The following is a 13,012-nucleotide window of genomic DNA, read 5'->3' on the forward strand; positions in this document are numbered from 1 at the left end:
TTGACGTGCCCGTAGATCAGCGGCGTCAGGCCGCGATAATCCTCCGGCGTCAGCCGCGCCGACCATTTCGGCTCGCTCAACACCGACTGCATCATGCGCGTGTTCACATAGACAAGCGACGCCTGCAGCAGATGCAGGGCCAGCACCGATATCTCCTGCTCATCGAGCCGGTTCGAGGCGATCTCGCCACCCTTGCCGAAGAAGACGAAGCTGTTGGCGCTGTTCCAGTTCTCGACCACATTCAGGCCTTCGTGGATTTCGCGGCGGAATTTCTCGTGGCGCAAATACCGGCAAAGGAAGATCGTCTTGATCGCCCGGCCGAGTTCGGCGAGTCCCTTATAGGTCGGGTGCATCACCTCGGCGCGGGCGAAGCGGCGCAGGATCGCTTCGGGATCGGCTAACCCGCTGTGCATGGCAGCCGCATATTTGACCATCTCGTCATACTGCTGCTCGATCTCCTCCCAGTTGATGACGCTGGAAAGAATGGGAAGCAGATTGGGCAATTCAGCGCGCAGGCCTGGATGCGGCAGCGCCAGCTTCTGCCGGGCGATCGCCTTAAGGCGTGGCGCCAGTTCAAACCCGAGCAGATGGCAGAAGGCAAAGCCGATCGAGCTCTGGCCGTGGCTGTCGACATACTGCCGCTGGATCTCCATGTCGGTGCAATGCCGAAGCACGCCCTTGGTCATCGAAGCAACCTCCGAGGACGAGCAGCGCTTGAGCTGCGAGAAGACGCAGGTTGAACCCTTTTCGACGTGCCAGTAGATCATCACGCCGCGACCGCCATAGCGGACATGCCATTCGGTCATAAGGTTGCCGTCCCAGGCGCCGAATTTCTTGGAATCCGAGGCACAAGCCGTGCCGGCTTCGCCCCAGATGGCGGTGTTGCGGATTGCCAGCGTCGCATTGGCAACACGTCCGCAGGCCGCCTCCAGCGCATCCCGATGGATGAAGCGCCGGCCAACATGAAGCAGTTCCTCGTAGCTGACATCCGGGCATCCGGCCGCCACGCGCTTCAGGCCGGCATTCGTGCCCAGCCCGTAAAGACACAGGATCAAACGCCGGTCGAGCGCACCGCGCGAAAGCGCCACACGGGAAGCCGACGTTTCAAAGGCGTCCAGAAAGCCGGTGTCGAGCGCCGTCTCCTTCAACACATCCAACAGTTCCGTCATCGGCCAACGCCGGCCGATCTCGGCCTTGACCGATCGTAGGCCTTGCGGTTCCGGCAGCGGCTGGAACGGCGTGATCGAGATGCGGTTCTCGCCGCGCCAGAGAATGCGTGCCTTGTCGTTGCGGGGGAGTTCGGCATTCAGCAGCCGCAATTCCCGCTCAAGCTCGGCCTGGATTTTGCGCGTGAAAGCTCGCGCATCCGACGTCAGGTTGAGCGCGTTGTAGTAGGCCGCCCGTCGGCTCTCGAAATCCTTGGGCAGATCGTCGTCCGGATTGCGATAGCGGTCCGCCCCGACCACCCAGATTTCCTTGGCCCGGATACGGTCGCGCAACTGACTGAGCACGCACAGTTCATAGCTGATCCGGTTGATGCGTCCGTGCTTGCCGATGATCGCGCCGCGCCATTTCGGCGGAATGACGCCTTCGATCGGCACCCCGTTCCGCGGCACCACGCGGCAACCGCTTTCGAAGGCCCGCCTGATCCAGTCCAACGCCCCAAGCACGGGCCGAGGCACGGCATTGTTCGAACGAAACTCCAGAACCGAAAGAAGCTTCGGCAGGATTCTTCGATAGTGACCGGCATAGGATCCACGCATAACCTGGTAGATGCGCCGTTCGAGCGTGCCCTTCGCCCGATGCTCCTTGACGATCGCCGCAAGCTTCTCCTTGCCCGCTACCGGAAAGATCACATCGCAGACCCGGCCACCCGGCGCCTCGATCGCGGCACCCGCGATATCGACCAGCAGCCGCTCCTTGCCGTAAACCTTCTCGATGTCACGCGCGATGCCGGCCACCACCTTGCGCTTCGAACGCACCCCGATCTTGTGGATGGTCTCCACCAGCAGGTCGATCATGCCGTCGATGATCTGTGCTTCCCGCATCATCAGGAAAACGGTGTGGAGGCCCAGTTGCCGCCTCGGGGCGTGGCGGCGCATCTCCGACGCTTTTTCGGCGCCGACCCGCCGAACGATCTGATCGATCCAGGTCTTGCCGGCAGCGGATAGAAGATCCCGCGGTAAATCCAGCTTCTTGATGAAGGCAAGCCGATCAGCCAGGGCAAGCATGTTGTCCAGCGTGGCTGCACCCGCCTCTCCTTTGATCGTATGGAACCCGGTCGGGCTATCTGGATCGGCCAGCGATGTTTCCATCAGCGCGACCGTTTCCGGGCGAAGCCGATCCGCAACACCGCCAAGAAAGGATTCCAGAAAGCGTTGCCGCTCGGAGCGCACTATCCGCTCCATCTCCTTGCGCGACGGACCGAAAATCTTGCGATCCCGGCACCACAGAAAAACAGCCTCCATCATCGCTGCGACCGATGCTCCCCCAGGGCAAAGCTCCGTCGCTATCCAGCTCGCAAGTGCGGCTCGATCCGCCCGCTTCATCCGGCGGAAACCAAGATGGCGCAAAATCTCGGCGCAATGGCGCCGCCCTGAACGCCCCGAAAAATCATACCGGCAGAGATCTGCCTTGCTGACGCCAAGCTGCTCGGCCAGATACGAAACCGCGTCATCGGGGGCCTCAGCCGCCGCGGTGGCGAAATATCCGTTCGCGGCGAAGAACTTCAGTTGAACCGCCAGTCCAAGCCTCGACCCGGCCGCCTTGACGTTCAAAAAGTCGATGTCGGCAAAAGAGAGGCTCCACGCCCCGGTCAACACCTCAAGCGAAACGCGCAAACCCATACATCCACTCCCTCTTCCAAGAGTGAATTCTCAAGCGCCGACGCCATACCGGTCAATCCGTTCCGGCAACGTTCCACAACTTGGCCAAAATCGCAGCTTGGGGCCGATTAGGCCTGCTCGGTGGTCAGGCGTTTGGTTTCGATGGCTCTTATCTCCTGTTTGCGGGTAATGACCACGCCGCTCAAGCGGCGGCGCGGCTGTCCTCGAACTGGTCGGCTTCACCGTCGATTTCTGCCGATTGCGGCTGAAGACTGTGCAGGAAGGCGACGGCGCGCTCGGCATGGGATGCCGCCTGAAAAATGGCGCGCTTATCGCCGTTTAAGACGGTCAACCAACTGGCAATATAAGCGGCGTGATCGTCGCGCGGCTCGATGGCAAGGCCAAGATCTGCGGCTAAAAAAACGCTCGCTAGTTCGGCAACCATTTCTTCGCGCGAATATCCTTCGTCGCCCCATGCCTTGCGGCCGAAATCGCGGTTAAGCCGCGACGGGTGGCGTGTCCAATGAGCACATTCATGTCCGAGCGTGGTCGCATGCGCCTCGGCGGAAACGAAAGCGCCGAAGGCAGGCATACAGATGAAATCAGCATCGATCCGATAGAAGGCCGAATTTCCGCCTTCGCGGATGTCCGCGCCAAGGTTCGCAAAGAAAGCATCGACATGCGGAATGCGTTCCTTGCGTTCTGATCCTTCCGGTGCGCTCGCCTTGATATAAAAATGCTCCGGCAAGCCGTCGATCTGATCGGCACAAAAGACGTTGTACCCCTTCATGAAGGGAATGCGCCGCTCGATTTCCTCGCCGCTGTCGTTCGTCTCGGTGCGTTCAATAGCATTCGCGTAGACAACAAGGGCGGATTTTTCACCCTTGCGGACCTGCCCGCCAAGCTCTTGGGACTGCTTATAGGTCATCCAGTAGGGTGACAGAAAACCGCGTTCGGTGGCCTCCATCCACAAAAGCACGGTGTTGATACCGCGATAGGGCACACCGTTATGCCGCAATGGGCGCACTGGCGTTCCGCCAGCGCCCCACGGCTGCATCCACGGGCGCGTTCCTTGCTCAAGCTGTTCAATGATCCGCTTGGTGATCCGCTCGTAAACGTCGGCGCGCGGCGTTTCGGTCGTGGCGGCTTTGGCTTTCTTTCCCATAGCGCTGCTCTCCTGTTTTCCCGCGAAGCGGTCTTCCTGTCCCGCAAGGGGAAGGAGCCCCGCTCCTGCTCCCGAGCAGTCGGCGAAGCGACCGTAGAGAGGGGGGCAACAGGCAAAAACGGAGGGGGATCACCCGCCCGGAGGGACAGGCCTGGCGGAGATCCGCGCATGCGGATCATCGCGGGCCTGGTCCTGCACAAGGGAGAGTTCGCCGGCAACGCCGGCGGGCTCGAGGGCGGAAGGACGGGGAGACCGTTTTTGCCTGTTGCGGGGGAGAGAACGGCGGCCGCTCTCTCCCCCCTCGATGGAAACAGGCGTGAGCCGCTTCGCGGCTCGCATCCGTTAGCGGCCACGGGCCGCCATAGCGCCAAGGCCGCCGAAGCGGCCTTGGCGGCGCCGCGTTAGCGACGCTGGTCACGATCCCATTCGGTCTTGACCGTCAGGTCTGCCTCGAAAAAGAACGGCAGTTTCACCGCGATCTTGAGGGCGACGCTGCCACGACGGAAGAAGTTACTGACGATCTTCCCCAGGAAAGCCCGGAGGTTGCGGCCGGTGGCTTGGATTGAACAACCGCGCCGAGAATTCCCATGTGCCGCTGCGAAAACGAGAGCGGGTGATGCAGGGCTTCCGGTCGCCAGGAAGCCTGCAGCGTTTCGTCTCGATCTTCTCGGCTCTGCGCAACCTCTTCGTTCCACCTCGCTCAAAACGCTCCGCTCTCGCCACACATATTCACCGCACGCAGGCCATGGCGGAATGGAAAGCCGTAACCGTGGTCAGCTGACAACAGCGCCGCAGGTCTCAGCGCGTTCATAGCCAGACAACGTGACATCGCCAGCTGGCCTTCAAATTGCCGAGGACATAGCCGACCCTGCCCGTCCTGATTTGCGAACGCACTGCCGCTGCTCAACACGAGGTTTGATATCCTGAGGCGCTAAGATCCATTGTTGCGGGTGGTAACACCGCGTCTGCGCTCGACCACCCACCGATGGCGCGGCGTTGAATGAGGCAGGAATCCCGCTCAACTGCGTAGTATTCCTGTCGGTCTCCCGGAAAGAAGCCGGGGAGCCGACACAGCTGTCGTAGCTTGTCGAGTCTACGACACGGTGGCCCCGGCCGGGGCTTCTTGCTGCACTCGCATTTAAGCCGTTGAATAAGATGGAGAGTATTTTTTCTGCGACTGTTTCTCCGCAGTTGGCACGGTTTTTGAAATTCCCTGATCGTGTGCTGGCAGGAGCCGCCGACCACCGTTCATGTCGTGGGTGCCAATAGATCGAACGAAGGAGCGATAGCAACATGTCAGGTCGGCGTCAGATCGCATCTTCTGAGAAAGGAGTTATCGGCAAATCCACCACGTCCCAGAATAGACTCGGCGTTGGGCAGAAGTACCTGATCGGGTGCGAGCCCAAGACCGGCTCCACCCGCCCTATCCTGCACTTGACGGCGCAGCATGCCGTTCTCCGTCTCACGGCGCGGGATCGCACTACCTGGTTGGGTAGGGTCAATATTCCTAGCCGCAGCGCCGCAACTGCTACATCGACATCCACCGGCCCGGCTTCGAGATGTTTCGGAGACCCGCTGGGACCGATAGAAGAGTGGTCGACGATGCAATCGCAGCCATCGAAGCCTATCCCGACGTGGGCGCCGGCCTCATAGAAGCGGGCAGGAGTTGCGAAAAGGGAAATGCACGACCTTAACGAGGACCACCTTCAGGTCAACTGGGCCGAGATCAAGGCAACCGTCGGGAAGAGATTCGACGTTACGCTGCAAGGAGGGCTGACTGCATTGCGGAATTACAATGACGAACTCGTTCGTCACCTGCCACGGCTCCAGCTGGATGCCGGAATACTGACCGCAATGGATGGCACGAACTGCACCGGCTGCCGCCGCTGCACCAAGGTCTGCTCTCGCAAGATCATGTGCCTTCACGGCATCGACGACAGGTGGAGTGCTTCCTATGAATAATACCGTCGCAGACCAGGTCATCATACTTGCAGCTGGCCTTGGTAGCCGGTTGATGCCGATCACGGCAGAGATGCCCAAAGCGATCGTGCCTGTTGCCGGAGTCCCAATCATCCAACGATCGCTGGGGACGCTGGCTCAGTGTGGCTTCAAGCGGGCGATCATCGTAGTTGGTTATCGCGCCGAGCAAATAAGGGAGACTCTGACCAAGTGCAGTCCACTGGAAGAAGTGCACTTTATTCAGACGGACTGCTACCGATCCAAAAACAACTCAACCTCCCTTTGGGCAGCGCGTGAGTTCCTGAGTTGCAATACGCTCATTATGGACGGCGACGTTGTTTTTGATGATGGGATCATCGAACGCATCCAAGCAGAGAATGCCGACTGCGTCATACCCGTTGACCATATACTTGACCATTCGACCTCTGGTGCAGTCGTCAGCCTTGCTGATGACCTAGCCGTAGAGCATTTTCAAATTATTGCCAAAGGGGGCTTCGGTGACCTTGCGCCCGGCAACTGGTGGAAGACTCTCAGCATTTACAAGCTCAGCGCGTCGTTTTGCCAGGAGCATCTGCTGTTCGCACTGAGGGAGTGCGCTTCTGCCGAATTCGGTGACGCATTCTATGAAGAATACATCGCACGTTCCCTGACCTCATCGGGAATGCGATCGCGCGCCGTGATTTGCTCCCCGCTACGCTGGATGGAGGTCGATACGCTCGCGGACCTTGCGGCAGCCGAGCAAATGTTCGCTGGATCAAAGGGTCCGGGGAGCAGATTATGACAAATCCGCTCACCCGAGGCTCCTCTGTCCTGCGCCGCATTGGTGTCGAGCCAATCATCAACTGTACTGGCGTGCGCGCAATCAATGGCAATTCGCGGCTGACCGAGTCGGTCCGCACCGCGATGGACGAAGCGTCGCGGGTGTTCGTCAACATGGACGAGCTACAGCGTGCGGCGGGCCGATACATCGCTACCATGATTGCGGCTGAGAACGCGTTGATCACGTCTGGCTCTGCCGCCTCTTTGACGCTCGCAGTTGCCGCTTGCGTCGCCGGTAACGATCCTCGTCGCATCCTGAGACTGCCTCTGAGCGGTCCCGACCGGCGTTTCGTCCTTGTACCGGCCGACCAACGTTTCGCGTATGAGCACGCTCTGCGCCTGCCTGGCTGCGACGTTGCATTCCCCCGGGACAAGCGAGAGCTGCTCTACCAACTTGGCAGGAAGCCGTGCTTGATTTGCGCACTAGCTCGTCGCTCCGACAATTCCTCGCTGTCGATTCGTCGCCTGAAAGCGCTGACACGTGGCCATATTCCAATCCTGGTCGATGCAGCCGGATTTTTTCCGGCCTACCCTGATCCTTGGCTCGCAAAGGGGGCGGACCTAGTCGTGTACAGCTTGGGCAAGTTCGTCGGCGGTCCAGCAGCCTCCGGATTGCTTGCTGGACGCCGTGACCTCGTGGAGGCTGCTTCAGCGATAGCCGCGCCTCATCAGGGCTTTGGCCGGGGCTTCAAAATCGGCAAAGAGCAAATTGCCGGCGCTGTGGCGGCACTTGAGGAATGGTTTCGTCACGGCTGCGGCGCAGATCTCCATACGATATTGGAACGTCGGCTGCATTCAATCTCAAAAGGCTTGGCTGACCAGGCCGGCGTTTCCGTCTCAATAGAACGAGCACCAGGGCAGGTTGCTGGAAGGTTACGGATCTCGTGGGATCCCGTGAGAATGCCCATAACGATATCAGAGCTCCGAAATCGGCTGCTGAAGCGAACACCTCGGATCATGATCGATGATCCCAGACGACTGCGGTACGAAATCAATATAGACCCGGCCTGTCTCCGCGATGACGAAACCGACGCGGTCGCAATCGGCGTGCTCGAGGAACTGAAGAGTTCTGTCCAACAGACCGGTGCGCAAGAAAGACACGAAGCGAATTCGCTGGAGGGCCTTTGGCGATACCGGATCGACTACCCGATGCACTCGCGAGAGGGGACGATCTTTATACCGAAAGGTCGACTGCTCTCTGAGGCCACCGTCTACATTGACGGCCACGAACTAACCGCCAAGGCAACCATCGATCGCAATAATCTTCAAATTTGTTGCGAGACAGCGCACGACGAGTGGACAATTTACTACCGCTTCGAGGGGACGGTCACACCAAAAGGAATACACGGCCGAGTGACTGGGGGAATGTCCCGGCTAGAACACGACAGCTCGGCGTTTCGAGAACAGTTTGGGACAGCTCCTTGGACCGCTTCCCGTGAGCATTCACCTTACGAACCGGCAAGCGTGATCGGCGCGATGTGCGTGGCCGACAACCCGTCAGGGACGCCAGCAATATGAACATGGCAATACAGCGGCCGCGCAATTCTTGCGCCAGGGCAATGGGGATCGCCAACGGACACCATGGTGAGATCCTCCAAGGCCTCTTTGTCGATGAGGACGGGCGACGCCACCGAGGCCTTATCACGTTAGCCTTCCCTTATGTCCAAAGCGCCGCTTGGGCAGCGCGGTCCGCAACACCTGGGGTGGAGTTTTCACCCATGGCGCGGAAAAAGGCCCATCGGGCTGTGATGATATTCCTGAGGAACCATCACAAGCGCGCAGAAGGAATTAGCGTTCAAGTCGGCTCCAATATTCCGATGGGTTTCGGTCTTGGCTCATCCACAGCCGACGTCGTGGCCGCCGTACGTGCATGCGCGCGTGCCCTAAGGTGCTCCATCTCTCCGACGGAAATCTTCCAGATCGCCGTTCAGGCGGAGGAGGCCAGCGACGGAACGATGTTCCAAGGGAAAGCCCGCCTGGTCGCCCATCGTGAAGGACGGGTTCTCAATACTTTTGCCAAGCGCCTCCCGCACTTCGGTCTCGTGAGCTTCAATGCCGACCCTGATCGCCCTGTCGAAACAATCTGCTTCGAACCTGCTCGGTACGATGAAGATGAAGTTGGCGAGTTCCAAGAACTGGTAAGAATGGCCGCCCGTGCCATTGCCACTGATGACGCCGCGCTGTTGGGACAGATCGCTACCCGCAGCGCCATCATCAACGAGCGCTTCCTGCCCCAGCCCCATTTTCGAGAAGTGCTCGAATTCTCTCAGCGTTCCGGTGGCTTGGGCGTTCAAGTTGCCCATAGTGGGCGGATTGTCGGAGTAATGGTGGCGCCTGATATCGGCGTGAAGCACCTCAAGCGGCTGCTAGGAGGACTCCGCGAAATTGGCTTTCTCCCAACGTACTACCCGGCAACCGTTGCAGCGGCTTGTGAGGTGGAATGAAAACGACGACTAAAGCAGATAGGCCGCGGTCCATTCTCAGCCCCTTTAAGGACGCCGCCAACGCTCTGACCTTGGGCGGGACAGCCTCCTCAGCGCTGGCCATCATTGCCGCCATCGCCGGTGACATCCACCTGTCAATGAGCCTCGCGCTCTTCGCTGTCGCAATCGACTGGATCGATGGGGTCGTTGCACGCCGAGCGCGCAACAGGGCGTCTGGAGCAGGTGAAGTTGGCTCGTTTCTGGACTGCTTCGCCGATTTGCTAAGCAGCAGCCTTGCTCCGGCAATGATCGTGCTTTCCTTAAACGGTATCGGTGCCTGGCAGGCAATTGCCTTCACGGTTATCGTACTCTGTGGCGTTATTCGCTTGAGTTACTTCAATGCCTTCGGAGCTACCGACGACGGACGCGTACAAGGACTACCCATCGCCCATAACATTCCGTTTCTGGCGGTTCTCACACCTCTATATCCATTTTGGATTGAGAGTGGATTCGGGATTGTTTTCGCGCTTTCCACAGTCACTCTCTCGCTCTTGAACGTCTCTTCTTTTTACTTCCCGCGCGGTCGAGACGCCATAGTACGGCCGGTTGTGACAGCTGTGCTCTCTCTTGCGGGCGTCAACCTGCTAGTGACACTCCTCCGGTAGGAAGGCGCTCCGATGGCCTCGCCTAACAGCGGTGGATCACGCGGAGCGCCTCGCGGTCTTGACGTTGCCCCCCGTTTGTATCTTTGTATCCAGTTTTGAGTTCGTTTCCGGCGTGGCTTGTGCCCTGCTGGGCGGGTGCAGCGACGGGCGCTGGCGCGGAGCCTTTGGCATAGCGCAGCGCGAGCGACCGTCGCGGATTGAAGGTGCTGGCGAACTCGGCCGGTGTCTGCCAGGCGATTTGGGAGTGCGGCCGCGCGGTGTTGTAGTCGGCGCGCCACAGGGCGATGGCTACGCGCGCCTGAGCCAGCGAAGTAAACAGCGTCTCGTTGAGCAGTTCATCGCGCAGTCGGCCGTTGATGGCTCTCGATGAAGCCGTTTGCATCGGCTTGCCCGGCGCGATGTAGTGCCATTCGACGCGGTTCTGATCCGCCCAGGAGAGGATGGCGTTCGAGGTGAACTCGCTGCCATAGCACCTACGGAATGAAGGATCGGCGGCGCCCGAGAGAGCGGTGCGCGCAGCTTTTCGCTGCAGGCGCGCACCGCTGTCGAGGCGGCATAGCCAGTCAAAGTTTCTCTAGAATGTGAATGTTCACAACCCATTCCGGAGGGACCGACCATGACCACTTTAGATTCTACACCTGCCGCCGCGGTGCTGGTAGCGATCGACATTGCCAAGGTGCGCAATGAAGTTCTGATCGAAGCACCAGGCCACAAGCGTCATTGCCGAAGCCGGCGATCTTCGCCGTTTCGCTCATCATCGCCAGTTTCTAAAGTTCTGCGGACTGGACCTCTCGAAACAGCAGTCAGGCCAATATCGAGGCCAGACCCGCCTTTCCAAATTCGGCAATGCTCGGCTGCGCCGCAGCCTGTGGATCGCCGGGCAAGTCGCCATCCGCCAGCGGGAGAACGGCTTCCGTCATAAGTTCGAACGCTACATCGCGAGGGATCGCGACAATCCCGATCTGCGCCGCAAGGCAATGACCGCTATTACCGCCAAGATGGCGCGTGTCGTGCACGCTGTCGTCAAAGGTGGTAAGACGCTTGCGGTGATTGGGCCGACGCCCGGAATCGCCGCTCGCGCGCCGTTGAAGGTGGCCCGCGACAGAATGGGAGAATGGGAGTGACATAGGCGCGCGGTAGCGACTATACCTAAACGACACATGACGTTTCCATGTCTGGAATCAGGAATGAAGGCGACACACATTGTTCGGTGACGATCACCTCTTACCTGGCGCCACCTGCGCTGGGCGGCAGGTAAGGGCCGCAGATTGTTCTTGTTCGCGAAGGGTCGGAAATGGTGTGATCGACCAATCGATTAAGTCGACGGCTCGCTGGAGTATCGCGTCGGTCCGAGTAGGGCTGGGTGAAGCGGCGATGACGTGGCCGATCCAGTCTCGGGAATCGCCTTTCCTGACGATCGGCGTCTTGGGTTCAACATAGAATTTGACCTCGGCGACCCCTGATATAGCAGCCGCCCGACTGTCGCCACCGATCCAATCGAGGGTGCCATCGCGATCAGGAACCAGGATCCGCGCGGCCGCAGTGAGCGAATGCTTTCTGCGCAAATTCCATTGATCGCCGATGACGAGCTTGATGTGCTCGGTGATGAGATCGATACCGTAAGCCAGCTGAACGAGTTGAGGGTCCGGCGTGCCAGCAAGCCGTGGATTGACTTCAATGACGACTGGGCCAAGCTTCGTCCACCGGAGTTCAATGTTCGTTGGCCCCCAGCCAAGGCCGAGAGCTCGCAAACAGCTCAGCGAAATGTCGGCGATACGCTCATGCTCGTCATCAGTCAGCACGGCCGGAAAGGTGAACTCACGGTAGACGAAATGCGGGGGGGGGCCGAAGTGAGCGGCGCCAATTCCAATGACCTCATTTCCCATTATCTCAATACTATAATGGGGACCTTGTGCGAATTCTTCGACCAGTATCCTCGGCGAAGAGCGCCATATGTGCTTCCCGCCCAACAGATAGGTCGTATGTTCGGCTAACTCATCGACGTTGCGGCACAATCGGACCCCCATGCTGCCGTTGCCTACGGCTGGCTTGAGAACTACCGGCAGGCCGATCTCCGCGGCAGCGCTTTCAACGTCCGTCGCAGTCGCGGCCAAGCGATAAGCAGGGATTGGAACACCGGCCTCAGCGAGAAGCTGACGTTGAGCGAGTTTGTCGCAGCATCGTTCAATGGATGTGGGATTCGGTCCCGATAGATCGAAATACTGGCAGAGCTTGCCAACTGTCGCATAGAACGCCTCCCTAGCGCTCGTAATGCCAGCAATGTCATAGGTCGCACGCAGCCGGGAACATTGGCGAATCAGCGCATCGAGATTGTCTGTATCGACACGGATTGCCTCAATGCTTTCCGCCGCAAGATAGTCGCACCAAGCTGGATCAGCCGAGAGGGTAATTGGATGAAGACCAAGACGCTGAGCCGCTTGGACGAACAGCAGGCCAGTACGCGTACCGCCTTCAACCAGGATGAGCGCTCTTCTTGCCATTGGCTGTTAACCCCGACATTGCGTGCTATGCACGGCCCGAGCGTAAATCGGCATCAGCTCTTTTAGCCGTGCTTGACCTCAGGCTCTGTGATGAAGGTACCATTGTCAGCGATTTGCGGTCGTAAAGAGTCTGTAAAGTTGCTTAAAGCTCTGTTGCAACGTTTGATTGCCGGCGGTCCGGCGGTGTGGCACGGGGCGTGTCGACGAATTTCGAAGGTTGCGATGGACAAGGGACGCCAGTGTTGATTTCCGCAAGGAAGTGACCCGGGATTGGAGATTTTTCCACTGAGAACTGACCCAATGTCTGAACGCTAGCCTGCTCGTTTGAGCAGGAGTTTAGGAGTGTTGGACAGGCGTTTTTGAGAGTTATCCGGCGATGGTTTTTGCGGGAGCAGCTATCGATCGGGGAGATCTCGCGGCGCACAGCGCTGTCGAGCAATACCATCCGCAAATATCTGCGCTCGGACACGGTCGAGCCATGACTCAAGGTGCCTGACCGCCCGAGAAAACTCGATGCCTGTGCCGATAATTTTCGGTGTGGCGCAAGCAGAAGCGCACGATCAAGCAGTTGCTTGGCTCGATGGTCCGTCTGGGTGTCGGAGCGACAGAGTTTTACCGATTATGAAATCTAAACCACAAACTCAGCAGAAATGTC

At 59.2% G+C, this 13,012-nt stretch carries 9 protein-coding genes and 4 pseudogenes; 9 read left to right on the forward strand and 4 right to left on the reverse strand.

All coding sequences use genetic code 11. From position 1 onward, the window contains the following. Together EN786_RS34645 and EN786_RS34650 are read right to left on the reverse strand one after the other, a co-directional pair. On the reverse strand, window positions 1-2,846 hold a 2,846-nt coding region (locus EN786_RS34645; RefSeq protein ID WP_135909793.1), incomplete at its 3' end, for a Tn3 family transposase. A gap of 181 nt (window positions 2,847-3,027) precedes the next feature. Beyond that, window positions 3,028-3,990, reverse strand: a complete 963-nt coding sequence (locus tag EN786_RS34650) for a zincin-like metallopeptidase domain-containing protein (RefSeq protein WP_135909795.1) — start codon at window positions 3,988-3,990, stop codon at window positions 3,028-3,030. Between the two features lie 559 nt (window positions 3,991-4,549). On the opposite strand from EN786_RS34650, the pseudogene EN786_RS34655 reads away from it, so the two are divergent. From EN786_RS34655 to EN786_RS34685, 7 genes and pseudogenes are all read left to right on the forward strand, one after another. Beyond that, window positions 4,550-4,771, forward strand: a pseudogene (locus tag EN786_RS34655) (DDE-type integrase/transposase/recombinase); the annotation flags it as partial. A 512-nt stretch (window positions 4,772-5,283) separates the two neighbouring features. Then, the gene (locus tag EN786_RS34660; protein ID WP_246688820.1) at window positions 5,284-5,643 is read left to right on the forward strand and encodes a hypothetical protein; all 360 of its coding nucleotides are present in this window, start codon (window positions 5,284-5,286) and stop codon (window positions 5,641-5,643) included. Window positions 5,644-5,670: 27 nt separating this feature from the next. After that, on the forward strand, window positions 5,671-5,952 hold the full coding sequence (locus tag EN786_RS39575; RefSeq protein WP_348642266.1) for a hypothetical protein: 282 nt from the start codon (window positions 5,671-5,673) through the stop codon (window positions 5,950-5,952). Further along, complete coding sequence (locus tag EN786_RS34670; RefSeq protein ID WP_189524355.1) at window positions 5,945-6,730, forward strand: phosphocholine cytidylyltransferase family protein; 786 nt, start codon at window positions 5,945-5,947, stop codon at window positions 6,728-6,730. Before EN786_RS39575 ends, EN786_RS34670 begins: the two co-directional genes overlap by 8 nt. Next, a complete protein-coding gene (locus EN786_RS34675; protein ID WP_135909799.1) occupies window positions 6,727-8,286 on the forward strand; it encodes a hypothetical protein in 1,560 nt (519 codons plus the stop codon). The genes EN786_RS34670 and EN786_RS34675 overlap by 4 nt, the downstream gene beginning before the upstream one ends. 200 nt (window positions 8,287-8,486) lie before the next feature. Next, the gene (locus EN786_RS34680; protein ID WP_246688821.1) at window positions 8,487-9,212 is read left to right on the forward strand and encodes a GHMP kinase; all 726 of its coding nucleotides are present in this window, start codon (window positions 8,487-8,489) and stop codon (window positions 9,210-9,212) included. Next, window positions 9,209-9,856 (forward strand): CDP-alcohol phosphatidyltransferase family protein, encoded by a 648-nt coding sequence (locus tag EN786_RS34685; RefSeq protein WP_135909801.1) that lies wholly within the window; start codon window positions 9,209-9,211, stop codon window positions 9,854-9,856. Before EN786_RS34680 ends, EN786_RS34685 begins: the two co-directional genes overlap by 4 nt. A gap of 214 nt (window positions 9,857-10,070) precedes the next feature. Here the strand turns inward: EN786_RS34685 and EN786_RS34690 are convergent. Beyond that, window positions 10,071-10,322 (reverse strand): annotated as a pseudogene (locus EN786_RS34690) (integrase core domain-containing protein); the annotation flags it as partial. A gap of 247 nt (window positions 10,323-10,569) precedes the next feature. On the opposite strand from EN786_RS34690, the pseudogene EN786_RS34695 reads away from it, so the two are divergent. Beyond that, window positions 10,570-10,980: pseudogene (locus EN786_RS34695) on the forward strand (transposase); the annotation flags it as partial. Between the two features lie 93 nt (window positions 10,981-11,073). On the opposite strand, the gene EN786_RS34700 reads toward EN786_RS34695, so the two are convergent. Continuing rightward, window positions 11,074-12,357 (reverse strand): acetyl-CoA carboxylase biotin carboxylase subunit family protein, encoded by a 1,284-nt coding sequence (locus EN786_RS34700; RefSeq protein WP_135909803.1) that lies wholly within the window; start codon window positions 12,355-12,357, stop codon window positions 11,074-11,076. Between the two features lie 359 nt (window positions 12,358-12,716). On the opposite strand from EN786_RS34700, the pseudogene EN786_RS39115 reads away from it, so the two are divergent. Next, window positions 12,717-12,952, forward strand: a pseudogene (locus EN786_RS39115) (IS21 family transposase); the annotation flags it as partial. Window positions 12,953-13,012: the final 60 nt, after the last annotated feature.

This window comes from Mesorhizobium sp. M4B.F.Ca.ET.143.01.1.1 (genome assembly GCF_004792275.1).
GTDB classification, from domain to species: domain Bacteria; phylum Pseudomonadota; class Alphaproteobacteria; order Rhizobiales; family Rhizobiaceae; genus Mesorhizobium; species Mesorhizobium abyssinicae.

Excerpts from the sequence above, each read along its gene's own strand:
- EN786_RS34650 (WP_135909795.1), bottom strand. The coding sequence starts at position 3,990 with ATGGGAAAGAAAGCCAAAGCCGCCACGACCGAAACGCCGCGCGCCGAC.
- EN786_RS34660 (WP_246688820.1), top strand. The coding sequence starts at position 5,284 with ATGTCAGGTCGGCGTCAGATCGCATCTTCTGAGAAAGGAGTTATCGGC.
- EN786_RS39575 (WP_348642266.1), top strand. The coding sequence starts at position 5,671 with ATGCACGACCTTAACGAGGACCACCTTCAGGTCAACTGGGCCGAGATC.
- EN786_RS34670 (WP_189524355.1), top strand. The coding sequence starts at position 5,945 with ATGAATAATACCGTCGCAGACCAGGTCATCATACTTGCAGCTGGCCTT.
- EN786_RS34675 (WP_135909799.1), top strand. The coding sequence starts at position 6,727 with ATGACAAATCCGCTCACCCGAGGCTCCTCTGTCCTGCGCCGCATTGGT.
- EN786_RS34680 (WP_246688821.1), top strand. The coding sequence starts at position 8,487 with ATGGCGCGGAAAAAGGCCCATCGGGCTGTGATGATATTCCTGAGGAAC.
- EN786_RS34685 (WP_135909801.1), top strand. The coding sequence starts at position 9,209 with ATGAAAACGACGACTAAAGCAGATAGGCCGCGGTCCATTCTCAGCCCC.
- EN786_RS34700 (WP_135909803.1), bottom strand. The coding sequence starts at position 12,357 with ATGGCAAGAAGAGCGCTCATCCTGGTTGAAGGCGGTACGCGTACTGGC.